This window comes from Caulobacter sp. FV2ps19 (genome assembly GCF_058681035.1).
In genome coordinates, this window is the sequence record NZ_CM178729.1 from 4,085,562 (window position 1) to 4,111,319 (window position 25,758).

Annotated in this window: 22 protein-coding genes; 7 read left to right on the plus strand and 15 right to left on the minus strand. The window is 66.2% G+C overall.

Features of this window, described 5'->3' with window-relative positions:
- Positions 1-9 precede the first annotated feature (9 nt).
- A complete protein-coding gene (gene fliI / locus ACW18B_RS19400; protein ID WP_492048634.1) occupies positions 10-1,347 on the plus strand; it encodes a flagellar protein export ATPase FliI in 1,338 nt (445 codons plus the stop codon).
- The gene (locus ACW18B_RS19405; protein ID WP_492048635.1) at positions 1,344-1,763 is read left to right on the plus strand and encodes a flagellar export protein FliJ; all 420 of its coding nucleotides are present in this window, start codon (positions 1,344-1,346) and stop codon (positions 1,761-1,763) included. The genes fliI and ACW18B_RS19405 overlap by 4 nt, the downstream gene beginning before the upstream one ends.
- Here the strand turns inward: ACW18B_RS19405 and ACW18B_RS19410 are convergent.
- From ACW18B_RS19410 to ACW18B_RS19465, 12 genes are all read right to left on the minus strand, one after another.
- A complete protein-coding gene (locus ACW18B_RS19410) occupies positions 1,760-2,041 on the minus strand; it encodes an antibiotic biosynthesis monooxygenase (protein ID WP_492048636.1) in 282 nt (93 codons plus the stop codon). The two genes, ACW18B_RS19405 and ACW18B_RS19410, sit on opposite strands and share 4 nt — an antisense overlap.
- Positions 2,042-2,058: 17 nt before the next feature.
- A complete protein-coding gene (locus ACW18B_RS19415) occupies positions 2,059-2,436 on the minus strand; it encodes a DUF4282 domain-containing protein (RefSeq protein WP_492048637.1) in 378 nt (125 codons plus the stop codon).
- 195 nt (positions 2,437-2,631) lie between these two features.
- Positions 2,632-4,737, minus strand: coding sequence for a flagellar biosynthesis protein FlhA (gene flhA, locus ACW18B_RS19420; protein ID WP_492048638.1), 2,106 nt, complete (start codon positions 4,735-4,737; stop codon positions 2,632-2,634).
- A 151-nt stretch (positions 4,738-4,888) separates the two neighbouring features.
- Positions 4,889-6,256, minus strand: a complete 1,368-nt coding sequence (flbD, locus tag ACW18B_RS19425; RefSeq protein WP_492048639.1) for a sigma-54-dependent transcriptional regulator FlbD — start codon at positions 6,254-6,256, stop codon at positions 4,889-4,891.
- A 27-nt stretch (positions 6,257-6,283) separates the two neighbouring features.
- Entirely contained in the window at positions 6,284-6,619 is a 336-nt protein-coding gene (gene fliN, locus ACW18B_RS19430; protein WP_492048640.1) for a flagellar motor switch protein FliN, read from the minus strand.
- Positions 6,620-6,624: 5 nt separating this feature from the next.
- Positions 6,625-7,275: a FliH/SctL family protein gene (locus ACW18B_RS19435; protein ID WP_492048641.1), complete on the minus strand. Its 651-nt coding sequence runs from the start codon at positions 7,273-7,275 to the stop codon at positions 6,625-6,627.
- Positions 7,276-7,288: 13 nt separating this feature from the next.
- Positions 7,289-8,311, minus strand: a complete 1,023-nt coding sequence (gene fliG, locus ACW18B_RS19440) for a flagellar motor switch protein FliG (protein WP_492048642.1) — start codon at positions 8,309-8,311, stop codon at positions 7,289-7,291.
- The gene (gene fliF, locus ACW18B_RS19445; RefSeq protein ID WP_492048643.1) at positions 8,311-9,960 is read right to left on the minus strand and encodes a flagellar basal-body MS-ring/collar protein FliF; all 1,650 of its coding nucleotides are present in this window, start codon (positions 9,958-9,960) and stop codon (positions 8,311-8,313) included. Before fliF ends, fliG begins: the two co-directional genes overlap by 1 nt.
- A 246-nt stretch (positions 9,961-10,206) precedes the next feature.
- Complete coding sequence (gene sciP, locus ACW18B_RS19450; RefSeq protein ID WP_007675208.1) at positions 10,207-10,488, minus strand: CtrA inhibitor SciP; 282 nt, start codon at positions 10,486-10,488, stop codon at positions 10,207-10,209.
- A gap of 169 nt (positions 10,489-10,657) precedes the next feature.
- A complete protein-coding gene (gene flgE / locus ACW18B_RS19455) occupies positions 10,658-12,355 on the minus strand; it encodes a flagellar hook protein FlgE (protein WP_492048644.1) in 1,698 nt (565 codons plus the stop codon).
- 123 nt (positions 12,356-12,478) lie between these two features.
- Positions 12,479-13,285, minus strand: coding sequence for a flagellar hook assembly protein FlgD (locus tag ACW18B_RS19460; RefSeq protein ID WP_492048645.1), 807 nt, complete (start codon positions 13,283-13,285; stop codon positions 12,479-12,481).
- A gap of 11 nt (positions 13,286-13,296) precedes the next feature.
- Entirely contained in the window at positions 13,297-15,075 is a 1,779-nt protein-coding gene (locus ACW18B_RS19465; protein WP_492048646.1) for a flagellar hook-length control protein FliK, read from the minus strand.
- A 403-nt stretch (positions 15,076-15,478) separates the two neighbouring features.
- Here ACW18B_RS19465 and flgK point away from each other — a divergent pair, with 403 nt between their 5' ends.
- The 3 genes from flgK to mnmA are packed head-to-tail and all read left to right on the plus strand — an operon-like array spanning position 15,479 to position 19,784.
- Entirely contained in the window at positions 15,479-17,590 is a 2,112-nt protein-coding gene (gene flgK / locus ACW18B_RS19470; RefSeq protein ID WP_492048647.1) for a flagellar hook-associated protein FlgK, read from the plus strand.
- A 3-nt stretch (positions 17,591-17,593) separates the two neighbouring features.
- Positions 17,594-18,517 (plus strand): flagellin, encoded by a 924-nt coding sequence (locus tag ACW18B_RS19475; RefSeq protein ID WP_492048648.1) that lies wholly within the window; start codon positions 17,594-17,596, stop codon positions 18,515-18,517.
- Positions 18,518-18,575: 58 nt separating this feature from the next.
- Positions 18,576-19,784, plus strand: coding sequence for a tRNA 2-thiouridine(34) synthase MnmA (mnmA, locus tag ACW18B_RS19480; RefSeq protein ID WP_492048649.1), 1,209 nt, complete (start codon positions 18,576-18,578; stop codon positions 19,782-19,784).
- On the opposite strand, the gene ACW18B_RS19485 is transcribed toward mnmA, so the two are convergent.
- Both ACW18B_RS19485 and ACW18B_RS19490 read right to left on the minus strand, forming a co-directional pair.
- Complete coding sequence (locus ACW18B_RS19485) at positions 19,781-21,817, minus strand: putative bifunctional diguanylate cyclase/phosphodiesterase (RefSeq protein WP_492048650.1); 2,037 nt, start codon at positions 21,815-21,817, stop codon at positions 19,781-19,783. The genes mnmA and ACW18B_RS19485 overlap by 4 nt on opposite strands.
- 116 nt (positions 21,818-21,933) lie before the next feature.
- The gene (locus ACW18B_RS19490) at positions 21,934-22,431 is read right to left on the minus strand and encodes a winged helix-turn-helix transcriptional regulator (RefSeq protein WP_492048651.1); all 498 of its coding nucleotides are present in this window, start codon (positions 22,429-22,431) and stop codon (positions 21,934-21,936) included.
- A gap of 233 nt (positions 22,432-22,664) precedes the next feature.
- On the opposite strand from ACW18B_RS19490, the gene ACW18B_RS19495 reads away from it, so the two are divergent.
- Positions 22,665-23,852, plus strand: a complete 1,188-nt coding sequence (locus ACW18B_RS19495) for an acetyl-CoA C-acyltransferase (protein WP_492048652.1) — start codon at positions 22,665-22,667, stop codon at positions 23,850-23,852.
- 65 nt (positions 23,853-23,917) lie between these two features.
- Positions 23,918-24,187: a GNAT family N-acetyltransferase gene (locus ACW18B_RS19500; RefSeq protein ID WP_492048653.1), complete on the plus strand. Its 270-nt coding sequence runs from the start codon at positions 23,918-23,920 to the stop codon at positions 24,185-24,187.
- A gap of 163 nt (positions 24,188-24,350) precedes the next feature.
- Here ACW18B_RS19500 and ACW18B_RS19505 read toward each other — a convergent pair whose 3' ends face one another.
- Entirely contained in the window at positions 24,351-25,751 is a 1,401-nt protein-coding gene (locus tag ACW18B_RS19505; RefSeq protein ID WP_492048654.1) for a M20/M25/M40 family metallo-hydrolase, read from the minus strand.
- Positions 25,752-25,758 lie beyond the last annotated feature (7 nt).

Sequence of the window (25,758 nt, forward strand, 5' to 3'; positions counted from 1 at the left end):
AGAACCGATTTGCGTAGCCTGATCGCCGCCATAGAACGTATCGACCCGCTGACCATCTCCGGTCGCGTCGCCGCCGTGAATGGCCTCCTGATCGAGGCTCGCGGCGGTCTGACGCGTCTGGCGGTCGGGGCCCGGGTCGAGATCGACCGGCTGGGTCTGCCGGTCCTGCCGGCCGAGGTTGTGGGCTTCCGTGAAACCCGCGCCCTGCTGATGCCGTTCGGCCCCGTCGAGGGCGTGGCCCCCGGCGCCGAGATCCGCATCATGCCCGAAGGCGCCGCCGTGCGCCCGACCAAGGCCTGGCTGGGCCGGATCATCAACGCCTTCGGCGAGCCGATCGACGGGCTAGGTCCGTTGCCGCAGGGCGAGGTTCCCTATCCGCTGAAGACCCCGCCGCCCCCCGCTCATGCGCGCGGCCGGGTGGGCGAGCGCATCGACCTGGGCGTGCGGTCGATGAACGTCTTCACCACCACCTGCCGGGGCCAGCGCCTGGGCATCTTCGCCGGCTCGGGCGTCGGCAAGTCGGTGCTGCTGTCGATGCTGGCCAAGGAAGCCACCTGCGACGCCGTCGTGGTCGGCCTGATCGGCGAACGGGGCCGCGAGGTGCGCGAGTTCATCGAGGAGACCCTGGGCGAGGAAGGCCTCAAGCGCGCCATCGTCGTGGTCGCCACCTCGGACGAGCCGGCCCTGACCCGCCGCCAGGCCGCCTACATGACCCTGGCGATCTGCGAGTATCTGCGTGATCAGGACCAGGAAGTGCTGTGCCTGATGGACTCGGTCACCCGCTTCGCCATGGCCCAGCGCGAGATCGGTCTGGCCGCCGGCGAGCCGCCGACCACCAAGGGTTATACGCCCACCGTCTTCACCGAACTGCCCAAGCTGCTGGAGCGCGCCGGCCCGGGGCCGATCCGCGCTGACGGCACCACGGCTGCGCCGATCACCGCCCTGTTCACCGTGCTGGTCGATGGCGACGACCATAACGAGCCGATCGCCGACGCCACCCGCGGTATTCTGGACGGCCACATCGTGATGGAGCGCGCCATCGCCGAGCGGGGCCGCTTCCCGGCGATCAATGTGCTGAAATCCATCAGCCGGACCATGCCCGGCTGCCAGTACGAGCACGAGCGCGAAATCGTCAAAGGGGCCCGCCAGGTGATGGCGGCCTACGCCAACATGGAAGAATTGATCCGCATCGGCGCCTACCGCACCGGCGCCGATCCGATCGTCGATCGCGCCATCCGCCTCAACCCGGCGATCGAAGAGTTTCTCAGCCAGGACAAGGATGAGGCCACCAGCCTCGACGACTCCTTCGGACACCTGGCCAGTATTCTTGAAAGTGACCACGGATGACCAAGTGGGCCGCCTCCCTGATCCGCATCTCGAACCATGAGGTCGAGACCCTGCAAAAGCGGCTGGCCGACATCGTCGAAAAGCGCATGGCCGCCGAGATGCGGGTGATGATGCTGGACGCCGAGGCCGAGGCCGAGGCCAGGCAGGCTGAAGGCTCGGCCGAGGCCGGCTGGTACATGATCGGCTACCGCGAAGGCTCCAAGCGCCGTCGGGCCGAAATGCTGGTTCAGATTGAACAAACCCAGATCGAGGAACAGGGCGCCCGCGACGCGCTGTCTCTGGCCTTCGAGGCCCTGAAGAAATACGAGCATGTCGCCGAGGCCGCCAAGATCGCCCAGCTCAAGAAGGCCGGCCAGCTGGAAAACGCGGCGCTGGACGAGTTGGGCTTGCGCCGCACGGCGGCCGGCGGGCGTTAGAGGACGCCCGCGTCCAGTTCGTCCAGATAGAGAAACTCCGGCGCCTTCACGCCGGCGATCCGACGGATCTCGACCAGTTCGGCAGACTCAAAGAAACGCCGAGCCTCGTCATGCGAGGTCCACGTCGAGAAATGGACGATGCGGTTGGCGTCGCTCGCGAATTTCAGAACCTGGAAGCTGCGCTCGCCCGCCTCCCGCCGAATCCGCGCGGCCTCGTCGAACACCCTCTTCCAGGCCTGATAGTCGGCGACCTCGTGAATGATCAGGACGTGGGCCATGACAGGACTTCCTGCGGTCAGTCTTCCTTGGGCTTACGCGTCCGCGACACAGCGGCGTGGTCGGCGTCGCTGGTCTGGCGCAGCGCGCGCAGATCTTCGCTGATCCGGAAGATCGCCACATAGAATTCGCAGAAGGCGCGCCACAGCAGCACCATGGCCCCGGCGACCAGCAGGCCGGCGATCAGCACCGGGAAGGCCAGCAGCAGCGAGCCCATGCCCGGCTCCTTCAGGGCCAGGCCGACAGCCGCCCCGACGACGGAGAAGCCGAACAGGGCCACGACCCCGAGGCCGGCCCAGTAGATCAGGTGAATCACCGGCCCCGTCACGAGTCGATCGAAGGTCAGGAGGTCCCAGAACAGGGCGCTGCTGGATTTGGTCTTCTTGGCCGGAGGCATACGACATACCCGAAATCGGCGAAAAAACCGCCGCCTTGGCGCATCGCTACCAGCGCCAAGGCTGCTCCGCAATGCCAGGGCGGACACAGATTCCACCTCAGCAAGGCGTTGACGCGCCCTGACGCTCGCCAGGGCGTGGCGTCAGGGGCCATCAGGGCGACATCGGGAGAGGCGCAAAGGCGGCCTCAACCCGCGTCAGACCATGCCCACCGTCTTCAAACGCGCGCGCGGGTGGATCTCATTCTGGCTCATCACCACGGTCTGGCCCCGGAACCGTTCGATGATGGACCGAACATAGGGGCGAACGCCCGGGCTGGTCAGCAGGACAGGAGCCTCGCCCTGCAGGGCGGCGCGCTCGAAAGCCTCGCGGACGCCGCGAATGAACTCCTGCAGCCGTGACGGCGCCAGCGCCAACTGCTTGTCATCGCCTGGCCCGATCAGAGCCTCGGCGAAGGCCTGTTCCCACTCGGCCGAGAGGGTGATGATGGGCAGGGCGCCGTCTTCGCCGCGATTGGCCCAGCACAGCTGGCGCGCCAGACGGGCGCGAACCTGCTCGACCAGTTGGGTGACCGAGCTGGTGTGCGGCGCGGCTTCGCCAATGCCCTCCAGGATCTGCGGCAGGTCGCGGATCGACACGCGTTCCTTCAGCAGGGCCTGCAGGATGCGCTGCACCGTCGTGGCGGTGGCCACGCTCGGGATCAGATCGTCGACCAGCTTCTTCTGCCCCTCCGGCAGGTCCTTCAACAGCTTCTGCACTTCCGAATAGGACAGCAGATCGGCCATGTTCTCCTTGAGGATCTCGGTCAGGTGCGTGGTCAGCACCGTGGCCGGATCGACGATGGTATAGCCGCGGAAGGTGGCTTCCTCGCGCAGGTCGTCGGCCACCCAGGTGGCGGGCAGGCCAAAGGCGGGTTCGCGCACATGCTCGCCGGGCAGCTCCACCTGGCCGCCGCGCGGATCCATGGCCATCAGCATACCCAGACGCACCTCGCCGGCCCCGGCCTCCATCTCCTTGATGCGGATCGCATAGCCCTGGTTGGCCAGGCGCATATTGTCGAGGATCCGCACCGGCGGCATCACGAAGCCGAACTCGCTGGCCAGGGTCTTGCGCAAGGCGCGGATCTGGTCGGTCAGACGGCGGCCGTCCAGGTCATTGATCAGGGTCAGCAGGCCATAGCCCAGCTCGATCTTGATGTCGTCTATGGCCAGGGAAGCGCTGATCGGCTCTTCCTCGGGCTCTCCCGCGACGGCCTCCTCCAGCCGGGGATCCAGCGCCGCCGCCTTCGCCCCCGCGTTCATGGACCGGCGGTAGGCCAGGAAGCCCGCGCCCAGCGACAGGGCGGCGAACGGGAAGATCGGCATGCCCGGGATCAGGGCGATCACGCCCGACGAGGCCGACACCATGCCCAGCGCCACCGGGTTCATCGACAGCTGGGTGGTCAGGGCGGCGTTGGCCGACCCCTCGACACCGGCCTTGGACACCACCAGGCCGGCGGCGATCGAGATGATCAGGGCCGGGATCTGGCTGACCAGACCATCGCCGATCGACATCAGGGTGTAGCTGGCGGAGGCCGCGCCGATCGGCATCTTGTGCTGAGCGACGCCGATCAGGATGCCGCCGATCACATTGATGGCGGTGATGATCAGGCCGGCGACGGCGTCGCCCTTCACGAACTTGCTGGCGCCGTCCATGGCCCCGAAGAAGGTCGATTCCTGCTCCAGGTCCTTGCGGCGCTGCTTGGCGGTGTCCTGGTCGATCAGGCCGGTCGACAGGTCGGCGTCGATAGCCATCTGCTTGCCGGGCATGGCGTCCAGGGTGAAGCGGGCGGCGACCTCGGCGATCCGCCCCGAACCCTTGGTCACCACCATGAAGTTCACGACCAGCAGGATGATGAAGACGATGATGCCGATGACGAAATTGCCCTGCATCATCAGCTTGCCGAAGGCGGCGATCACCGCGCCGGCGCCGTCCGCCCCTTCCTGGCCATGGCCGAGGATCAGGCGGGTCGAGGCGATGTTCAGGCCCAGACGATAGAGGGTCGCGACCAGCAGAACGGTCGGGAACGACGTGAATTCCAGCGGTTTGCGGATCAGCACCGCGGTCATCAGGATCAGGACCGAGCCGGTCAGCGAGATCGCCAGCAGCAGATCCAGCAGGAACGGCGGCACCGGCAGGATCAGCAGCACGATGATGCCGACCACGCCCAAGGCCAGGCCCATTTCGCCGCGCAGAATCCCGGCCCACAGCGAACTGGCCGAGGGCATCGCGGAGGCGGTCTTGGGCAGGGCGGCGTCAGCCATTCAAAACTCGGATCCCTTGGAGGGTCTTAAGGCCCTGGTGCGACCAGGCGCCTCTCGCGCATGAAGCGATTTGCGACAGATCGCCAGTTGGTTAATCGAAATTGACCCTGTCGGGCGCCCGGCCAATGGTCGCGGCGCTCAGGGCCCATCCTCAGGCGGCGTGGGTCACCCCGCCTTGCGGCGCAGGCACGGCGATGCCGGCTTCGGAATATTCCTTCAGCTTGTTGCGCAGGGTGCGGATCGAGATGCCCAGGATGTTGGCCGCATGGGTGCGGTTGCCCAGGCAGTGCTCCAGGGTGTCGATGATCAGGTGCTGTTCGACCTCGGCCACGGTCGAGCCGACGAAGGCGCGCGACACGGCGTCGGCGGCCATCTGGGCTCCGCGGGCGACGGCGACATCCGGATTGGGCGCCATCGGCTGGCCGTCCGGCAGGCGGATGGCGAACTCCTCGATCTCCGCGCCCGGCGACAACAGCACCGCCCGGTGCATGGCGTTTTCCAGTTCGCGGACATTGCCCGGCCAGCGATGGCTGATCAGACGACGCTTGGCCTCGGCCGAGATCGGCTTTTCGGCGACGCCGTTGGCGGCCGAGTATTTCTTGATGAAGAACTCGCACAGGCTCATCACGTCGCCCGGACGCTCGCGCAGCGGCGGCAGGCGCAGGTTCACGACATTGAGGCGATAGAGCAGGTCTTCGCGGAACGTCCCGTCCTTCACCGCCTGGGTCAGGTCGCGGTTGCTGGTGGCCAGGATGCGGATGTCGACCTTGACCGGCTTGCTGCCGCCGACGCGGTCAATTTCACGCTCCTGGATGGCGCGCAGCAGCTTGGCCTGCAGGCGGGTGTCCATTTCGCTGATTTCGTCCAGCAGCAGGGTGCCGCCGTTGGCTTCCTCGAACTTGCCGATGCGACGGGCCATGGCGCCGGTGAAGGCGCCCTTCTCGTGGCCGAACAGTTCGCTTTCCAGCAGGTTCTCGGGGATGGCGGCGCAGTTGACGCTGATGAACGGGGCCTTGGCGCGGCGCGACTTGCCGTGGAGGTAGCGGGCCATCACCTCCTTGCCCGAGCCGCTTTCGCCGGTGATCAGGATCGAGGCGTCGGACGGCGCGACCTGGTCGGCCAGGCGGATGACGTTCTCCATCGCCGGATCGCGAACGACCATCGGCCGCTCGTCGTCAGTCACGGCGGCCAGGACCGCGGCGATCAGCTCGGCGTCCGGCGGCAGGGGGATGAATTCCTTGGCCCCGGCCTTGATGGCTGCGGCCGCACGCATCGGATCGGCGTCGACCCCACAGGCCACCACCGGCACCCGGATCCGCTCGGCCTCGTTGGCCGCGATCAGACCGGCGATGTCGAGCGTGTACTCGACCATCAGCAGGTCGGCCCCCTGGCCGGCGCGCAGGGCGTGGGTCGCCTGCTCGATGGTTTCGACGTGCGAAACCTTCGCGCCCGCGTTCATCGCCATCTTCACGGCGACGGAGAGCTGTCCGTTCAGTTTACCAACGACGAGAAGCCGCATGATCTTGTCCTCCTTGACGCGTCAGGCTCAGCCCGCCGCGTCGCCGTCCTTGATGATTTCCGTCATGGTCACGCCCAGGCGTTCGTCGACGACGACCACCTCGCCCCGGGCCACCAGCCGGTTATTCACATAGATGTCGATCGCCTCGCCGACCTTGCGGTCAAGCTCGAGGATGCTGCCCTGACCCAGCTGCAGCAGCTGGGCGACGGACATGTTGGCCCGTCCCAGAACGGCCGAAATATTGACCGGAACATCGAAGACCGGCGCCAGATCGGAGGCGATCTTGTCGCCGATCTCGATGGGGGCCTCCGAGGCCAGCATCTGGCCCCCGAATTCGTCGAGCGTGAGGTTGTCTTCGGCCATAACGATCAGCTTTCGCTAGCGGGAAGCAGGGGTTCGGCGTGGAGTCCCTCGGCGGCGATCGCCGCTTCCAGGGCTTCGGCGACCCGAATGGTCGCCTGGTTGGGATCGAAGGCCGCCCGGCCTTCGCCCCAGTCAAAGGTGAAGGCGGCGGGCGGCATGGCGTTGTCGGCGCGAGCCACGATCTGGCCCGGAAATCCGATCGCCTGAGCGGTCTCTTCCAGGGCCGCCTGAGTGCGCTCGACCAGATCCTCGGACACCCGGACCGTGATGCGCGGCTGGGCCTCGACTTCGCGAGCCAGGGCTGCCAGGGCCGCGCTGGCCGGCGCCTCGGGGAAGCGCTCCAGGGCGGCGTCAGCGATCTTGCGCGCAGCGGCAAGGGCCAGCATGGCCGAGCCCGAGCGATGTTCGTGGGCCACGGCCGTCAAGGTCGAAAAGGCCTCCTGCACGGCGCGGGAGATCTCGCCCAGGGCGTTGGCGGCGTGCTGCTCGGCCCGCGCCACGGCCGAACGCTCGCCCTCGGCATAGGCCTCGACCTTGGCGGCTTCGACTTCTTCGGGCGTGAAGCTGCGCTTCACCCTGGGGGCCTGATAGGCCACGCCGCCGCGATCGTCGAAGACGGTGTCGAAGGCGAAGCGCTTGTGGGGGATGTCGGTCATTCTGCCATCCGCCTCAGTAGATCAGCTCATCATCGCTGCCCGAACCGGCCAGCATGATTTCGCCTTTGGCGGCCAGATCCTTGGCGACCTGCACCATGCTGACCTGGGCCTGATCGACGTCCTTCAAGCGCACGGGGCCCATGCTTTCCATGTCCTCGCGCATGATCTTGGAAGCGCGTTCCGACATGTTGGAGAAGAACATTTCGCGCAGCTTGTCCGAGGCGCCCTTCAGGGCCAGGGCCAGTTGCTCCTTGGGGGTGCCGCGCAGCAGGGTCTGGACGCCGCCCGGATCCAGCTTGGCCAGATCCTCGAACACGAACATCAGGGCGCGGATGCGCTCGGCCGCCTCGCGGTTGCGCTCTTCCAGGGCGGCGATGAAGCGGGCCTCGGTCTGGCGGTCGAAATTGTTGAAGATCTCGGCCATCATCTCGTGGCTGTCGCGCTTGGAGGTGCGCGCCAGGTTGGACATGAATTCGGTGCGCAGGGTCTGCTCGATCTTGTCGAGGATCTCGCGCTGAACCGGCTCCATCCGCAGCATGCGGGTCACGCACTCCAGGGCGAAGTCCTCCGGCAGCGACGACAGAACCCGCGCGGCGTGGTCGGACTTCACCTTGGACAGCACCACGGCGACGGTCTGGGGGTATTCATTCTTCAGATAGTTGGCGAGCACCGCCTCGTTCACATTGCCCAGCTTGTCCCACATGGTTCGACCCGCGGGACCACGGATCTCTTCCATCAGGGCGTCGACCTTGTCGGCCGGCATGAACGACTGCAGCAGGCGCTGGGTCTGCTCGTAGGAGCCCATGATCGCGCCGGTGGAGCTCATCCCCGAGACGAACTCGACCAGCAGGTCTTCCACGACGCTGGCCGACACGGTGCCCAGGCCCGCCATGGCCTGCGAGACTTCCTTGATCTCCTCGTCGTCGAGGGCTTCCCAGATGCGGGTGTGCTCTTCGCCCAGCGACAGCAGCACGATCGCGGCCTTTTCCGGACCCGACAGGTTGGCCACATTCGTGACGGCGTTTTTCATGGCCATCAGGCGGACTCGTGCAGCCAGGTGCGCAGGATCGCCACGGATTCGTCAGGATGCTTGTCGACGAATTCGGAAACCCGCTTGATCGACGAAGCCTTCACCTGACCCTCGATCTTGGCGATGTCGATCCGCTGATCAATGTCGGCGCCGCCCGGGGCGGCCAGAGCGATCGGCTCACCGGACTGGTCGATGATCACTTCCTGGGTCGTGCCGTCCGACAGGGTCACCATGCGCGTCGCCTGGGGCGCGGCCAGGGCAGACTGGGTGGTGGTCTGATACATCATGCTCTTGAGGAAGGGCCGGACCGCGAAGATCAGGATCATGATCGCGACGACCCCCAGGATGCCCAGCTCGACCATGCGCATGATGTCGTTCTTGTCGAAGCCCGCCAGCAAGCCGGCCTTTTCGAGGTTTTGATCCTCAGGCTGCGGGAAGCGGATGTTGGTCACCTTGACCTGGTCGCCGCGCGCGGCGTCGAAGCCGATAGCGGTCTTGACCAGATCTTCCAGCTGGGCGCGCTCTTCCTCGGTGCGCGGCGTATAGGCGCCCGGCTTGCCGTCCTTGCCGGCGGGCGCGTTGACGCCGTCGATGGCCACGGCCACAGCCAGCTTCTTGATCGCGCCCGGCTCGGTCACTTCAGTACGGACCGACTTGGAGATCTCGTAGTTGGTGACGCTATCGTTGGTGTCCGACTTGGAGCCCAGGGCCTGGAACCCGCCCGGCGCCCCGCCGGGAATGTTCTGGGTGGCCGTCACGCCGCTGTTGTCGTCGTTCTTGGTTTCGCTGTTATTGGCCGCACTGGTGCTTTCCGAGCGGATCACCTGGCCTTCGGGGTCGAACTTTTCCTCCTGAACCGTGACCCGGTTCAGGTCGAGTTCGGCGGTGACATTGACCCGCGCCTTGCCGGGGCCCAGCACGCCTTCGATCATGTCCTTGACGGTCTTGGCGATGCGGGCCTCGACCTCGGTCTTGCGATCCTGGGCCAACTGGCCCGCCAGGCTCTCGTCGCTCGAGGCCGACAGGGTCTTGCCGTGCTGGTCGATGACGCTGACCTTTTCCGGCTTCATGCCCGAGACCGAACCGGCGACCAGGTTCTGGACAGCCCGCACCATCTCGGCCGAAGCCTCGCGACCACCGGTGGCGATGGTGACGGCGGCGGACGGCTGCTGGGCGTCTTCCTCGAAAATCTGGCGCTTGGGCAGGACCAGGTGAACGCGGACGCTGCTGACGCCCTGCCATTCCTTGATGGTCCGCTCCAGCTCGCCCTGCAGGGCGCGCTGGCGGTTCAGCTGTTGAACGAAGTCGGTCTGACCCAACGCGTTGTTGGAGTCGAAAATCTCGTAGCCGATCGAGCCGGAGGTCACCAAGCCCTTGCCGGCGACCAGCAGACGGGCCGAAGCGACCTTGTCGCGCGCCACCATGATCGTGGAGCCGTCGCCCTTGGTCTCATACTTCACGCCGGCCTGGTCCAGGGCCTGGGTGACCTGGGAGGCTTCCTTGAGATCCAGGTTGGAATACAGGAGCTCGTTGGGCTCCTTGCCCATGAGCATGACCAGAGCGACCAGAATCGCGACGACGCCGGCGCCGACGCCGATCAGAGCGGCGAGCCGGCCAAAGCCGAATCTCTGTATCGCGCTCAGAAAGCTTTCCACTAAGGCCGATCCCCCAAAAAGCACCCCCGACGGGGACACGCGCCGGTCGCCAGAGACGACCGTTGCTAGGCAGGATTTACCCAGTTCAAGGTAAACGGGGCGTTTACAAACGGCCCTGGGCGCGACCGTTTAAAGCGCCAAAACGTCGCGGCCGCGCCCCCTGAAGGGCGCGGCCGCTCGACATTCCAGGAGGGCGTTCCCAGCTGTGAACAGCCGAAAATCCCTTATCCGTCAGAGCGCGTTGCCCTAGCGGTATTGCTGGAGCCGCGTGGTCCGAAGACCCGCCAGACCGTGCCGGTCGATCGATTGCTGCCAAGCGAGAAATTCCTCGTTGGTCAGTTTATATCGATCGCAGGCCTCGTCGAGCGAGAGGAGACCACCGCGAACGGCGGCCACCACTTCGGCTTTACGCCGGATCACCCAACGCTGGGTTTCCGGAGGCGGCAAGTCGGAGAGAGTTAGAGGCGCGCCGGTCGGACCGATCACGTACTTCTCACCCCGGCTGTTCGTGCGCTGCTGCTGCAACATGGCTTTACGCCTTTCCCACAACCATCACTGTTGAAGGTCACCATAGTCGACAGCCAATAACAGCGACTTAATTCCAATAGTAAAGAAAGGCCTAAACACCCGCCTTCTCCTTAAACACTTTAGTGTGCCGATGTGGAACATAGCTATTAAACCGAGTTAATACCTATGATTATCGCTTAATGCTCAAGAGTTCCTCAAGCATCTGGTCAGCTGTAGTGATGATTTTAGATGAGGCTGAATAGGCTCTCTGCGTCGTGATCAGTCCGGTGAACTCAGTGGACAGATCGACAGTCGAGGCCTCTAGGGTAGAGGGCGCGATAGAACCGGCGCCGCCCTGACCTGGAGTCTTCAGGCTGTAGGTGCCGCTTTCGTTCGTGACGCGGTAAGCATTTCCGTTGACGCCCTTGAGGCCGTTCGGGTTGGAGAAGGTGGCGACGGCCACCTGGGCGATCCGGCGCGTGACGCCGTTGTCGAAAATCGCCGAGACATAGCCTTCGTCGTCGACCTCGATATTGGTCAGGTTGCCGAAGGCGGTGCCGTTGGTGTTCACCGACTGCACGACCGACTGGCTGTTGTACTGGGTCAGGCCGCCGGCGGCGTTGGCCAGGTCGATCTGGATGGTTTGCGAGTCGATACCAAGGCCGTCAGCCCAACGCGGGATCGTCGTACTCGTCGCGCTCGGGTCGGAGGCGCCGATCGTGATCGAGCTGGGATTGGTGCCGCCAAACAGATTACCGACCGAAGACAGCTTGCCGTCGGTGGTGAAGGTGACCCGGCCGCTGCTGATCAGGCCATTGGCGACATTGTCCAGGTCGCCAGGCTTGGTGCGCAGTTCGGCGTACCATTCATTGGGCACATCGCTCTTCAACAGCGACAGGGTGACCGTGCGCTGGCCGCCCTTGGAGTCCGACACCGGGATCTGAATTTCGAAATCCGGCTTCACACCCTTGGTGTTGTCCAGGGCGTAGTCCGACATCGAGTTGGTCGCGACATCGTACAGGCTGCCAGTCTGCAGGTCAGTGGCGTTATTCAAACCCAGCGCGCTGATCAGTGCGGTGGGCGTGCCTGCGCCGGTGCCGCTGACGTCCATCGTTGTGGGCGGAGCGCCGAGCAAGATGCCGGTGCCCGACAACAGAGCGCCGCCGGCGCCGGCCGCGTAAGTTGCCGTGCCGTTGCCGATGACCGAAGTGCCTTTCTTGACTTCGACATTATAGACGTTGGCTGTAGCGGTCGGCGAATACGAGACCGTGTAGTTGTTGGTGCCGCCCCCGGTGTCCGCAATATTGGTCTTGGTAACGCCAAACTTGGACTGGGCCGACAGAGGCTGTTCCGAGCGCAGGTTGGCGTTGACCGCCGCGCGGGTAGTCTTCTCGGCCGTGCCGCCGACCGTGCCGACATTGATCGAGGACAGCTGGGTCAGGTCCGACGGGTCGGGGACGATGTCGCCGGTCACCGGATCGGCCAGCCAGCCCTGCAGATAGAGGCCGGCGTCGTTTCTCAGATAGCCCAGATTGTCGAGCTGGAACGACCCGGCGCGGGTGAAGGAGCGGGTGTCGGCGGCCGTCAGGCCTTCCGGCTTCTCTGTGCCGACGAAGAACCCGGCCCCGGCGATCGACAGATCCAGGTTCGAGGTCGTCGACTGGGTCAGGCCCTGCTGGCTGATGAACTGGTGGGTCAGCGACTTGACGCCGCCGGCGCTGTAGGTCGAGTTCTTGCTCTGGGACGTGACCAGGGTCGAGAAATTGGCGCTGCTGCGCTTGTAGCCAACCGTGTTGACGTTGGCGATGTTGTCCGAGATCGCGGCCAGGGCGGACGAGTTGGCGATCAGGCCCGAGACGCCCGAAAGCATGGCGCTGTTGATGCTCATGACGAAATTCCTGCGTTGAAAGTCAAATGACGGAGAGGTTCAGCGCGGTTTGCGTTTGGGCCTGGCAGGAACCGTTCCTGGCGAGCCGCGTCGGCGTCATTCTGACGCCCTGTGCAGGTGGGGTTAGGCCGCGACCGCCGTTTCGGGCGTCGTGGTCGTGGGGGTTGTTGTGGTTGTTGTGTCGGTGTTCGCGGCCGTGGCGGGAGGCGTGGCGGCGGCCGGCGGATTGGTGACGCCGATCACCAGGTCCAGGGCGACCTGGGTTCCGTTGATGGTCAGCATGGTCTTGCCGGTGGAATTGTCGACGGCGGTGACGATGCCCTGGATGCGGCCGGCCGACTTTGTGCTGATCGCCTTGCCGTCCGCGGCCGTGGCCGTGACCTTGGCCGTATAGGCCCCGCCGTCCTCGAGCTGGACGCCACTGTCGTCCTTGCCGTCCCACTCATAGGTGTGGGCGCCGCTCTTCAGATCGTCAGGATGAATCGTGCGGACGACCTTGCCGGCCGCGTTGGTGATCTCGACCTTCACGCTCGTCGCCCCACCGGCCTGACTATAGACGAAGGTGGCCTTGTTATCCTTGAGGGTGGAGGTCGCGGTCTCGGCCGTCACCAGCTTGTCCATCATGCCCACCGCCTCGGACAGACCCGAACCGGTGTTCATGCCGACCAGCGCAGCGAGCAGGTCATTGGTGACCAGTTGCTGCTCGACGCCCGTCATCTGGGTGATCTGGCTGGTCATCTGCGTCGTGTCGGTCGGCGAGAGCGGATCCTGATTTTTCAGCTGGGTGGTCAGCAGCTTCAGGAACGTCTGCTCGTTGGTGGCGAGCGACGTGCGCGAGTTGTTGATCTTGTCGACCGCATTGGTGCTCGTCGTCACCGACGAGACGTTGGCGTTGTTGATCTGGGCGTAGGTCGCAGACGTGGAGGTCATGTCGAAAGCCTCTAGATACGAATGTCCAGACCGCTGTCGGGAGCCATGCGAAGGCCCGGCAGCAGGTCTGAAGGGGAAAGGATGATCGGGTCGACGGTCTCGGCGGTCTTGAAGGCCTTGCCCGACCAGGCCCGGCGGCCGTCTTCGCCGCCGTTGAAATTGAAGAAGCCGTTCTGGCCGTTCTGACCGCCGCCCTGGCTCGACACGTCGAAACGCAGGGCGTTTTCCTCGACCGTAAAGCCGGCCTGCGAGAGCGCCTGGCGCAGCTCGCCGGACTTGCCCCGCAGTTCGGCGGCCGCCTGGGCGGTGTCGAAGGCCATGGACGCCGTCAGCGCGCCGTGGCGGCCGATCTCGATGCGCACATCAACCTTGCCCAGGCCTTCCGGCGTCAGGGCGACGTCGAAGCGCGTGGTCTGGGCGTCCAGCTTCTTGAGGATCTCGGCCGACAGCTGGGCCACCGTTTCGGGCGAACCCCGCGTTTCGGCCCTCAGGGGCGCCGGAGCGACCGCAGCGGCGGCGATCGTGGCGGCGGCGGGCTGGGAGAGCGTCGGAGCGTCCGGCGTCGCGGCGGCGTCGCCGACGGCGGCCACCAAGGTTTCGGCGGAGGACTGGCCCTGGCCTTGCGAACGGGTCTCGCCCTGACCGGCGCCGGACTGCTGGTCGGACACCGCGCCGACAGTGACGCCTGCGATTTTCACAGGCTCGCCGTCCGGCGAGGCGGCCGGTTCGCTCGTGGCCGTCTTGACCGCCGAGGTTGTCACCTTGACGACCGGCGCGCTTGCGACCTGAGCGATCGTCGGTGTGGCGTCAGCGGCGTCAGGCGCGGCCTCGACGACCGGCGGCGCGTCAACCGGCGCCGGCTCGACCGGCGCGACGACCGGAATGGGTGCGGCGGCGACCACCGGGTTCGCCACGGGCGTCGCAACCGGCGAGGCCGCCTTGGCGGCGGGCTTGGCCGGCTCGGCGACCGGCGCAGCGGCGGCTTCCAGCGCGGCGGCGTCAAGGCCCAGGTCGTCGGCCGGGATCGGCGCGTCGAGCACCGCGGCGTCTGGAATTTCGATGGTGGCGGACGCGGCCTGGGCGGCGGTCTGCGCATTGGGCGCGACGGGCGACACGACGGGCGGCGTCGCAGGCTTTTCGGCCGGGGTCGCCGCGGCGGTGACGGTTGGCGCCGACGCTCCGGCGTCGAGCTTGGCGGCGGCTTCCAGAGCCAGTTGCGCCGCGTCAGAGACGGCATCGGCTTGCGGCGCAACCAGAAGATCTGACGCTGCGGACGCGGTAGCGGCGGCGGCGGCGGCGTCGACTACGGCTTCTGCAGACTGCCCGGCGGCGGCGGCGACCAGGGCGACGGCGTCCGTCCCCGCAACGACCGGGGCGACGGGGGCGGGTTCCTGTTGCGGCGTCATGGCGGCCAGAAGGGTTGCAGCGGCGAGGGCCGCGGCGTCCGCCTGGGCGAGCGCCGCGGCCTTCTCGGCGTCGGCGGCTTCCGCTTCGGCCTTGGCTGCAGCCTCATCGACCTTGCCTGCGACCTGGTCGGCGTCGCCGGGGGCTTTGTCAGCCTTGTCGGGCTGGTCTGGCTTGTCAGCCTTGGCGGCCGTCTTGCTGGAAGCCTTGTCGGCGCTCTTGGCCGGCTCCTTGGGCGACTTTTCCGACGCGGTCGGAGCGGACTTGGGCTCGTCATTTGCCGCCGCAATGGCGAGGATCGAGTCAAAGCCGTCGGCGCCCATGCCGCCGGCTGACGGGGTGGGGCTGGCGGGCAAGAGAGCGGCAGAGGCGGCGATCACGGTCATTCGTGTCTCGGTCCGGTTTGCGCGGCGGTTCATGACGAACGCGCCTTAGGTCGAACCCTCCTCAGCAACCTGCGGGCCAAGTCGCAAATCGAAAGCCATCTCTCTGATTTTATTGACTTTAAGATCTTGTTTACGGATCAAAATCGGTCTGTCAGCGGCGTTTTTTGCCGAGTCGAATGGCGCTGCGAGGGCTTGAGTTGCCGCGTCGCCGGGTCGCGCCCCGACTTGGCGCCCTCCTTGCGCATGACAACCTGCCGACTAACCGGCGACAGAAAGAAACCGCCATGAATTCCAATGGCTTGGCACATTTCGAGGGCGATGGCCCCTCACCCGCCCGGCAGTTTTCGCCGGGCAAGGGCTCGTCGCGGGGTTCGCGGATTGCCGAGCTGACAGGAGTGACCGCATGTCTTTGACCGCCATCATGAATACGGCGACTTCAGGGATGATGGCGGCCCAGACGGGCCTGCGGGTCGTCTCGGACAACATCGCCAACGTCAATACCCAGGGCTATGTCCGCAAGACGGTCTCCCAGTCGAACCTGATCTCCAACGGCATGGGGGTCGGCGTCAATATCGACGCGATCAAGCGCGCCACCGACCGGTTCCTGCAATCGGCCAGCCTGAACGCCGTATCCGACTCATCCGCCGCCTCGACACTGGCCTCTGTGCTCAACACGGCGCAAAATCTGTTTGGCGACCCCAGCGGCGAGAACAGCTTCTTCGGCGGCCTGGATGACATCTTCTCGGCCTTTTCCAAGGCCTCCGATGATCCCACCTCCAACCTGCAGCGCACCCAGGCCCTGGTCAGCGTCGACAGCTTCCTCAGCGAGTCCGCCCGGATCACCTCATCGCTCTCGAGCCTGGGCAAGGATGTCGACCATCGCGTCTCCTCGGCCGTCGATCAGGTCAATGATCTCCTGCAACAGATCAACGCCCTGAACACCGATATCAGCCGGGCCAAGATCACCGGCACCGACGCCACGGGCTCGGAGAACGTGCAGAGCGGCCTGATCGACGATCTTTCGAAGCTGATGGATATCCAGGTCAGCCTCCGCTCGAACGGTGGCGTGATCATCCGCTCGACCGAGGGTCTCAACCTGGCCGGCGACGGCGCGGGGGTGGTCTCCTATCAGACCTCGAGCACAGCGTCGGGCTTTCTGCAGGTGATCCAGGCGGGCGGCGGCAGCACGCCCGTGGCGCTCAACATTTCAAGCGGCGAACTCAAGGGTCTGCTGGACCTCCGCAACACCGAGCTGCCCAACCTCTCCGACCAGCTGGGCGAATTCACCAGCCGCGCGGCCGACGAGTTGAATCGCGCCTCCAACGCCGCCTCATCGGCGCCGGCCCCCGCCTCCCTGACCGGACGGAATACGGGCCTGGATGCGGCGAGCGCGGTGAGCGGCTTCACCGGCAAGACCACCGTGGCCATCGTCGACAACACGGGTTCGATCCAGGAACGGGTCGAAATCGATTTCGATCTGGGCACGATGACGGTCAACGGGGTCGCCGGTCCAACCTTCACCAGCGCCAATTTCGTCACCCAACTGAACACCGCCCTGGGTGGTCTGGGCTCGGCGTCGTTCAACAACGGGGCGCTGACCCTCAGCGCGACCGGCACAAACGGCGTCGCCGTCGCCGACGACCCCACGACACCGTCAAGCAAGACGGGCAGAGGCTTCAGTCACTTCTTCGGCCTCAACGACATCGTCAAGACCAGCGGGTTCTCACCGTACGAGACCGGCCTTACCGCGACGAGCCCGCATGGCTTCACGGCGGGCGACGTTATCTCCATGCGCATCACCGATGCGGAAGGCGGACTAGTTCGCGACGTCAATATCGTCGTTCCCAGCGGGGCCACGATGCAGGACCTTCTGGACACCCTCAACGCCCGCAACGGCGGCGTGGGCCTCTATGGGAGCTTTGCCCTCGACGCCAAGGGCCAGATGAGCTTCTCCGCCTATCCCGGTTCGTCGGTCAGCCTTTCGGTGTCATCCGACAACACGGCGCGCGGCGTGGGCGGCCCCTCCTTCACCGAGTTGTTCGGCGTGGGACCGGCCGAGCGCAGCACCAGGGGCGAGCGCTTCACCGTCAATCCGGCGATGGACGAGAATCCCAACCTCCTGCCCTTCGCCCAGCTGAATCTCGCCGCCCTGCCCGGCGAAAACGCCCTGGCCGTCGGTGACGGCCGCGGCGCCCTGGCCATCGCCAAGTCCGGCGACGCCACGACCAGCTTCTCCGCCGCCGGCGCCGGCGCGGCCAGCAAGACCACCGTCCTGCGCTATGCCGCCGACTTCGGCGGTCTGATCGCGCGCAAGGCCGCCAACGCCGCCAGCCGCAGGGACTCGGCCGAAGCGGTCGCCATCGAGGTCGACACCCAGCGCCAGTCGCAGGAGGGGGTCAATCTCGACGAGGAACTGGTCAATCTGACAACCTATCAGCAGGCGTTCAACGCCTCCGCCCGCCTCATCCAGGCGTCCAAGGACATGTTCGATGTCCTCAACAACATGCTGGGATAAGCCATGACCCGCGTTTCCACCGGCTCAAACTACAGCGTCATGACCAGCAATCTGATGCGGGCTCAGTTTCAGCAGAACACGCTCGGCGAACAGGTCTCCAGCCAGAAGGTCGCCAACGATCTGAAGGGCTACGCCAAGAACGCCGAGGTTCTGACCGCGATGCGCAGCACCCAGACCAAGGTCGAGGGGCTGATCGACCAGACCAAGCTGATCTCAAACCGCCTGGACATCCAGGAGGGCGGGATCAATCAGATCGGCGAAGCCACCAAGACCGCTCGCGAAGCCATCGCCAACGCCATGGCGGCCGGCAACGCCCAAACCTTGATGCAGCAGTTGCAGTCCGCCTTCAGCAACGTCGTACAGGGGGTCAACACCAAGTCGAACGGTCACTATGTCTTCGCTGGCGGCCAGACCGACACCATGCCGACCACGGCCGCCACCCTGGCCGACCTGACCGCCGCACCGAGCACCGCCAGCCTCTTCCAGAACGACCAGTACATCGTCACCAACCGCGTCGACGAGCACATCAGCGTCGCCACCGGTATTCTCGGCGACGATCTTGGAACCAAGGTGTTCGACGCCTTCAAGGACATTCAAGCCTATGTCGAGGCCAATGGACCCTTTACCGGCACCCTGACCAGCGCCCAGACCAATTTCCTGCAGAGCACGCTGTCCACCTTCGATACGGCCTATAGCGACGTGATCAACATTCAGGGCAAGAACGGCGTGGTTCAGAAGCGGTTCGAAACCGCCCAGACCGACCTCCAGGACCAGGCCGACACCCTGACCGGCATGGTCGGCGGCATTGTCGATGTCGACATGGCCAAGGCCGTCACCCAGCTCCAGGCCGCCCAGGTCGCCGTGCAAGCCGCCGCCCAGGTTTTCTCCAGCCTGCAGGCCTCTTCGCTGCTGAACGTGCTCAAGTAGCCGCCGGCGGGAAAGCCGCCGCGCCCCGCGCCTCGTAAAACCATCGTCGAAGCGCTATATGGCCGCGATGGACGCCGACACGACCCTCTTCGACCATGCCCTGTCCGACCGCGCGGTCGCCATGGCCCGCGACGCCGTAGGCCTGCCTGCCGGCGCGCGCGTCGTGGTGGCGATGTCGGGCGGCGTGGACTCCACGGTGACCGCCGCCCTGCTGGCCCGGGCCGGTTACGACGTCGTGGGCGTGACCCTGCAGCTCTATGACCATGGCGCGGCGATCGCCAAGAAGGGCGCCTGCTGCGCCGGCCAGGACATTCTGGACGCCCGCATGGCCGCCGAGCGGATCGGCATCCCCCACTATGTCCTCGACTACGAAAGCCGGTTCAAGGAACAGGTGATCGAGGAGTTCGCCGACGCCTATCTGCGCGGCGAGACGCCCATCCCCTGCGTGCGCTGTAACCAGACGGTCAAGTTCCGCGATCTGCTGGACGTGGCCCGCGACCTGGGCGCCGAGGCCATGGCCACCGGCCACTATGTCCAGCGGGGCCAGCCCGCCGGCGCCAATCGTCCTCAGCTGCGCCGGGCGGGCGATCCGTCCAAGGACCAGAGCTATTTCCTGTTCGCCACCACGCGCGAGCAGCTGGACTTCCTGCGCTTCCCGCTGGGCGACATGCCCAAGAGCGAGGTGCGGCGCGTGGCGTCCGAACTGGGTCTGGCCATCGCCGACAAGCCCGACAGCCAGGACATCTGCTTCGTCCCCGAGGGCAAGTACACCACGGTGATCGACAAGATCCGGCCGCACGGCGCCCTGCCCGGCGACATCGTCCACATGGACGGCCGCGTGCTGGGCCAGCACGAGGGCGTCACCCGCTACACGATCGGTCAGCGCCGGGGTCTGAACATCGCCGTCGGCGATCCGCTGTTCGTGGTCCGCATCGACGCCGACCAGCGCCAGGTCATCGTCGGCCCGCGCGAGGCGCTGCTGACCGCGTCTCTGGTGCTGAAGGAAGGCAACTGGCTGGGCGGTCAGGACAGTCTGGAAGCCGCGGCCGAAGCCGGCCAGCCCGTCCTGGCCCGCGTGCGCTCGACCCGCGAACCCGTGCCGGGACGCCTGGCGTTGGCGGAAGGCGAACTGCGCGTGGTGTTCGACACCCATGAAGAGGGCGTCGCGCCGGGTCAGGCGTGCGTGCTGTACGACCCCGCCGATCCCGACCGGGTTCTGGGCGGCGGCTTTATCGCCTCGACCGTGCGGGCGCCGCTGCCAGTCTAGCCCAGCCCTTGCAGGCCGTCCTCGTCGAACCAGATCCGGGCCGCACGCTGCTTTGCGGAGGGTCTGGCGCGCTTGCGGGCGATCATCCTGGCGGATTCTTCCGCCAGATAGCCCGCGACCTCAGCGGCGGGCATGGGTCGGGCGAAGTGGTAGCCCTGCATGACCATCGCGCCGAGCGAAGCGACCTTGTCGAACTGCTCCTGGGTCTCGACGCCCTCGACGATGCAGTCGATCCGCAGGTTGCGGCACAGCTGCAGGACGGTCTTGACGATGTCCTCGCTGGGCCCGTGGTGACCGATGTCGGCGACGAAACTGGCGTCGATCTTCAGCTTGTCCAGAGGCAGCAGGCGCACATGGCTGAGGCTGGAATGGCCGGTGCCAAAGTCATCCAGGGCCGTATGGGCGCCCAGGCCGTGGAAGGTCAGCAGGGCGGCGCGGGCCTGATCAAAGTCGCAGACGATGGCGGTCTCGGTGATCTCGAAATCGATGCGGTGCGGCGCCACCTGGCTGTCGAGCACGATGTCGACAATGCGGCTGACGGTCTCCATCGAGGCGATGTCTCGGGCCGACAGATTGATCGACACCCGCATGTCCATCGGCCAGGCGCGAACGGCCGCCAGGGCCTTGGCGACCAGGACGCGGGTGATCTCGACGATCTGGCCCGAGCGCTCGGCGGCGTCGATGAACACCGTCGGCGGAACCTCGCCGAGCTCCGGGCTGGTCCAGCGCGCCAGCGCCTCGAAGGCGATCGTCCGCTTGGCGCCGATATCGACGATGGGCTGGAAGTAGATCTGCATTTCCGCGTCAAGATTGGCGTGACGCAGGGCCTGCTCCACACGGGCCAGTTCGCGGATATCGGCCTCGTGCCGCTCGTCGAACACCACGGCCGATCCCTTCAGGTTCTGCTTGGCGTGATAGAGCGCGTAGTCCGCGCGTTCGAACAACTGCTCGCTGGTCTCGCCGCCCATCGGGAAGGGGCAAAAGCCGATGGATCCCCCGATCTGGGCCGTGACGCCCGGCAGACTGTAGGGCGCGCGCAACTGGTCCAGAACATCGCGCCCCAACGCCTTCAGGGCCTCGGGAGTCATCGGCGCGTCGATGATCAGGCCAAATTCGTCGCCGCCCAGTCGCGCCACGAACAGGGCGGGGTCCGCGAAGGCCTGGAGTCGCCGGCCGACCTCGATCAGCAGCCGATCGCCGGTCGCGTGACCGAAAGCGTCGTTGATCAGCTTGAACCCGTCCAGGTCGACGACGCCGACGATCAGACCGTGATTGGCCAGGGCGGCGTGCGCCACCTGGGCGTCCAGTTCAGTGAAGAAACGGCGGCGATTGGGCAGCCCGGTCAGGCTGTCGAGATTGGCCAGACGATCGTTCTCATCGCTGAGCCGCTGGGCCTGCAGCGCCTTTTCGATCAGGGCGCCGCGCGACTCCACCAGATCGGCGAACTCCCTGTAGTGGATCAGCAGGATGACGATCATGGCGGCGGCGACCACCAGCACATTGATCGAGATGGCCTGGAAGACCGGCTTGCCGGTCAGGCCAAAGAACAGGACCATCGGCCCCAAAACGAAGACGGTGACGACCAGCGCCGCCGCCCGCAGATGCATCAGGCAGAAGATGCAGGCGATCACCGTAATGGCCATATAGAAGGCCACATGGCTTTGCTGATAGGCGTCGCCATACCGATAGAGCGACAGGGACCAGGCCGTGAAAGCGATCGCCATCATGGCGGCCGTGCTGATCGTTCCGCGCAGCATTCGGGCCGCTTGGGCGGGAGTCATGCCGGTCTTGCGCAGTCGACGCCAACCGAAGACCCGAAACGCGCTGGCCGCCGCCAAAGCCAGCGGGCCGCCTAGGGTCAATGCCAGCGGCGCGGCGTGGAAGTGCGTAATCCCCAAGGCGAACGCATTGACCAGCACAACCAGATACATCATCGGCACCTGGCGCGAAAACGCCGTCGCCTGGGCGATCAGAAGCTCCGGACGATCCTGACGGATCGCGAAGACCGACGCCACCTTCTTTACAAACGCCATCAATGCCTGCCCCCGGCCTCGAATCACTTTGCAGGGCAAGCACTAAATATTCGGTAAGCTTGACTTGGTCTTGGGCGCGGCCGTTTGGCGCACGCGCCCCGGCCGAAGATCGGGGCCTATTCGGCCGCGATCTTTCCGGCTTCCAGCGCTTCGCCGACGGTCTGGCAGCTCTCATGCGCCACGCGCCGCAGATCGCGAGGGTCCAGGATCTCGCCACAGGCCTCGCAGGCCATGCGCGGATGGAAGTCATGGCCGCAGGTCTTGTGCACGAAATGCACGGGCCCGTTTCCAGCCCCATAGACGTGCCGGTCGCCCCATTCCGCCATGGTCAAGAGCACGGGACTAAGATCCAGTCCCTTGGCGGTCAGCACATATTCCTGGCGCGGCGGGCGTTCGGAATAGCGCTGCCCCTCCATCACCCCATGGGCGACCAGGGTCTTGAGCCGCGAGGCCAGAACATTGCGGGCGACGCCCAGGCGCTCCTGCCACTGCTCAAAGCGCTTCACGCCCTGAAAGGCGTCGCGAAGGATCAGCAAGGTCCAGGGATCGCCGACAATCTCGAGGGTGGCGGCGATGCTGCAGCGTTCGTTGGTATAGTCAGCGGTACGGCCCATTTCGCAAAGGTGAGACGTTCCGCCGGGGAAAGCAAGAGAGCGTTGCGTTTAAGGATGAACGGACATAGGTTTTCTATTACAACTGACCACCTCGGTTGCGCCTTGGGAGGCGATGATCGATCCTCGCCGGATGGTCTCGCCTCCCCTTTCCGCACGCGACTTGCGTCTCGGCGCATGGAACGGGTCTATGGCGCCGCCAAACCTCTGATCATCACCTCCTCCGGAGACCCTGCATGTCCGCGCCAGATCCTGTCGTCATCGTCTCGTTCGCCCGCACGCCGATGGGCGGCTTCCAGGGCGCGCTGGGCGGGGTGAAGTCGACCGCCCTGGGCGCCGCGGCGGTCAAGGCGGCCATCGACCGCGCCGGGGTTTCGGGCGATCTGGTCGAGCAGATCTTCATGGGCTGCGTTCTGCCCGCCGGCCTGGGCCAGGCCCCGGCGCGGCAGGCGGCGGTGGGAGCGGGCCTGCCGCTGTCGGTCGAGGCCACCACGGTCAACAAGATGTGCGGCAGCGGCATGCAGGCGGCGATCATGGCCCATGACGCCCTGGCGGCCGGCAGCGCCGACATCATCGTGGCCGGCGGCATGGAGAGCATGACCGGCGCGCCCTATCTGATGACCAAGCATCGCGGCGGGGCCCGCATCGGCCACGACCAGCTCCTGGACTCCATGTACCTGGACGGCCTGGAGGACGCCTATACGCCCGGCAAGCTGATGGGGGCCTTCGCCGAGGACTCGGCGGCTGCCTACCAGTTCAGCCGCGAGGCCATGGACGACTATGCGACAAAGGGCCTGATGAAGGCGCGTCACGCCATCGAGAGCGGAGCCTTCAAGGCCGAGATCACCCCGGTCACCGTCACCACCCGCAAGGGAACCGAGGTCGTCGCGCAGGACGAGCAGCCGCTGAAGGCTGACCCGGCCAAGATCCCCACCCTGCGCCCGGCCTTCAGCCGCGACGGGACGATCACGGCGGCCAATTCCAGCTCGATCAGCGACGGCGCCGCCGCCCTGGTGATGACCCGGGAAAGCGTCGCCAGGCGTCTGGGCCTGCCGATCGTCGCCCGCGTCGCCGCCCACGCCGCCCACGCCCATGAGCCGGGCCTGTTCACCACCGCCCCGGTTCCGGCCATGCGCAAGGCGCTGGCCAAGGCCGGCTGGAGCGTCGCCGATGTCGATCTGTGGGAGGTCAATGAAGCCTTCGCCGTGGTCGCCATGATCGCTCAGCAGGAGCTGGGCCTTGATCCGGAGAAGCTCAACATCAACGGCGGGGCCTGCGCCCTGGGCCACCCGATCGGCGCCTCGGGCGCACGGATCCTGTGCACCCTGATCGCCGCCCTGCAGGCGCGCGGCGGCAAGAAGGGCATGGCGTCCCTGTGCATCGGCGGTGGCGAGGCCACGGCCATGGCTATTGAGCTGGTTTAGTCGATAAGGGTGATCCTCCCCTTTTCCGGGAGGATCACATTCAGCGATCCGGGCGTTGCCTCACCATGACCGACACCTTCCGCCAGAACACCGCGCTCAGCCGCTACGAACTGGAGACCGACGGCCTGCTGAGCTATGCCGACTATCGGCGCAGCGGCGAGCGGCTGATCATCCCCCATGTCGAGAGCGATCCGGCCCTGCGCGGCCAGGGCGCGGCCGCGCGGCTGATGGCGCACATCGTCCTGACCGCCCGCGAGGAAGGCCTGATGATCACCCCGCTGTGCTCCTATGCGGCGGCCTGGCTGCGCCGCAACGAGCCCGACCTGATCGCCTAGGGCGGATTTCGCATCCAAATTTCCCGTCTCCCCGGCGAAGGCCGGGGCCCAGATTCAGCCTGAGCGGTTTGGGATGATGCGCCTTCTGACGGCGCCCAAAAGCCTGCCTCCCCGGGTTCGATCTGGACCCCGGGCATTCGCCGGGGAGACGGAATAAATTGAACTATTTGGGAGTAGTCATAGCGACTGGGACCGGACTCTCGAAGCTCCCGGCAGGCCCTGGGAACACCACCGGGCTTTCCCAGCCGTCGGCCGAGACCGACGAAACCCCGAAGAACCAGTCGTCGATGACCACGTCCTTGAGCACGGCGCTGGTCCCGGTCGGGACCCAGCGGCTGTAGCGCCAGCTCGGCTCGGTGGTGCCGCGCCACCAGACGCGGTAACCGGCCGCGCCGGGCGTCGGCGTCCATGAGACCTTGGTGTCGGGACTGACCGCGCCCTCGATCTTGACGCCCGACGGCGGGGCCGGGGCTGAGGCCAGGGCGGCCATGGCCACCACGTTCAGCCGCGTCACCTGGGCCAGATAGGCGAAATCGACGCCCTCGATCACATCGCCATAGGCCTTGCCGTTCTCGGTGCGCAGGTCCTGGTGCTGGCGGTCATAGTTCTCGGCGGCTTCCGTGACCCGCACGGCCGGATAGCCGGCCTCCAGCACAGGAACCTGATCGCCGCCCCGGCCAAAGCGGTCGGTGCGATAGACCATCACCACGTCGAAATTGTTCAGATAGCGGTCGGCCAGGCCATCGAGAAAACGGGCCAGGTTGCGCGAGGGGCTGTCGACCTCGCCGCCATTATAGCGCCTGCGGTTGGCCTGCTCGGGGGTCTCGACCGCCTTGGTGCCTTCGGAGAACACCCGCACCTGGGTGTTGTTCATCACCCCGCTCTGGCCGCGACTATTGCCGACGATGTCGTTGTTGAGGTCGGCCTCGACCTTCCAGCCCTGGGCGCGGGCGTAGTCGGCCAGGATCTTGCCGCCCAGCAGCCCCTGCTCCTCGCCCGACAGCACCGCGAACACCAGGGTGGCCGGGAACCTTCGCTTGGACAGCACCCGCGCCGCCTCGATCACCGCGGCCACGCCCGAGGCGTCGTCATTGGCCCCGGGGGCGTCGCTGGTGAAGTCCATGACATCGGTCACCCGGCTGTCGATATGGCCGGCGATCAGGATCACCCGGTCCGGATCGCTGGTCCCCTTCTGGATGGCCAGGACGTCCATCACCTCAGTGGGGGTGGGCACGCGCCTGCCGGTCACCGTGTCGGACGGCGTCACGAGGGTCAGGCAGCCGCCGCAGTCCTTGCCGATCGTCTCGAACCGGCTCTTGGCCCAGCGCCGGGCCGCGCCGATGCCGCGCGTCTCCGAGACGGTGTCCGACAGGGTGTGGCGGGTGCCAAACCCCACCAGTGACCGGATGGTGCTTTCCAGCGCCTTGGCGTCGACCTCGGCGGCCACGCTCCGCAGTAGCGGCTGGTCGGTGGAGGGCGCGGGCGCTTCCGCCGCGAAGGCGGGGGCCGTCAACAGCAGACCTGTCACCAGAAAGGGCGCGGCGAGGACGAGGGACAAACGCATGGCGACT

What these genes read in the sequence shown, in the direction of transcription:
- ACW18B_RS19405 (WP_492048635.1), top strand. Translation starts at nt 1,344, where the DNA reads ATGACCAAGTGGGCCGCCTCCCTGATCCGCATCTCGAACCATGAGGTC.
- ACW18B_RS19410 (WP_492048636.1), bottom strand. Translation starts at nt 2,041, where the DNA reads ATGGCCCACGTCCTGATCATTCACGAGGTCGCCGACTATCAGGCCTGG.
- ACW18B_RS19415 (WP_492048637.1), bottom strand. Translation starts at nt 2,436, where the DNA reads ATGCCTCCGGCCAAGAAGACCAAATCCAGCAGCGCCCTGTTCTGGGAC.
- flhA (WP_492048638.1), bottom strand. Translation starts at nt 4,737, where the DNA reads ATGGCTGACGCCGCCCTGCCCAAGACCGCCTCCGCGATGCCCTCGGCC.
- flbD (WP_492048639.1), bottom strand. Translation starts at nt 6,256, where the DNA reads ATGCGGCTTCTCGTCGTTGGTAAACTGAACGGACAGCTCTCCGTCGCC.
- fliN (WP_492048640.1), bottom strand. Translation starts at nt 6,619, where the DNA reads ATGGCCGAAGACAACCTCACGCTCGACGAATTCGGGGGCCAGATGCTG.
- ACW18B_RS19435 (WP_492048641.1), bottom strand. Translation starts at nt 7,275, where the DNA reads ATGACCGACATCCCCCACAAGCGCTTCGCCTTCGACACCGTCTTCGAC.
- fliG (WP_492048642.1), bottom strand. Translation starts at nt 8,311, where the DNA reads ATGGCCATGAAAAACGCCGTCACGAATGTGGCCAACCTGTCGGGTCCG.
- sciP (WP_007675208.1), bottom strand. Translation starts at nt 10,488, where the DNA reads ATGTTGCAGCAGCAGCGCACGAACAGCCGGGGTGAGAAGTACGTGATC.
- flgE (WP_492048644.1), bottom strand. Translation starts at nt 12,355, where the DNA reads ATGAGCATCAACAGCGCCATGCTTTCGGGCGTCTCGGGCCTGATCGCC.
- ACW18B_RS19460 (WP_492048645.1), bottom strand. Translation starts at nt 13,285, where the DNA reads ATGACCTCCACGTCTGCGACCTACGCCCAGATCAACAACGCCAACGTC.
- ACW18B_RS19465 (WP_492048646.1), bottom strand. Translation starts at nt 15,075, where the DNA reads ATGACCGTGATCGCCGCCTCTGCCGCTCTCTTGCCCGCCAGCCCCACC.
- flgK (WP_492048647.1), top strand. Translation starts at nt 15,479, where the DNA reads ATGTCTTTGACCGCCATCATGAATACGGCGACTTCAGGGATGATGGCG.
- ACW18B_RS19475 (WP_492048648.1), top strand. Translation starts at nt 17,594, where the DNA reads ATGACCCGCGTTTCCACCGGCTCAAACTACAGCGTCATGACCAGCAAT.
- mnmA (WP_492048649.1), top strand. Translation starts at nt 18,576, where the DNA reads ATGGCCGCGATGGACGCCGACACGACCCTCTTCGACCATGCCCTGTCC.
- ACW18B_RS19485 (WP_492048650.1), bottom strand. Translation starts at nt 21,817, where the DNA reads ATGGCGTTTGTAAAGAAGGTGGCGTCGGTCTTCGCGATCCGTCAGGAT.
- ACW18B_RS19490 (WP_492048651.1), bottom strand. Translation starts at nt 22,431, where the DNA reads ATGGGCCGTACCGCTGACTATACCAACGAACGCTGCAGCATCGCCGCC.
- ACW18B_RS19495 (WP_492048652.1), top strand. Translation starts at nt 22,665, where the DNA reads ATGTCCGCGCCAGATCCTGTCGTCATCGTCTCGTTCGCCCGCACGCCG.
- ACW18B_RS19500 (WP_492048653.1), top strand. Translation starts at nt 23,918, where the DNA reads ATGACCGACACCTTCCGCCAGAACACCGCGCTCAGCCGCTACGAACTG.
- ACW18B_RS19505 (WP_492048654.1), bottom strand. Translation starts at nt 25,751, where the DNA reads ATGCGTTTGTCCCTCGTCCTCGCCGCGCCCTTTCTGGTGACAGGTCTG.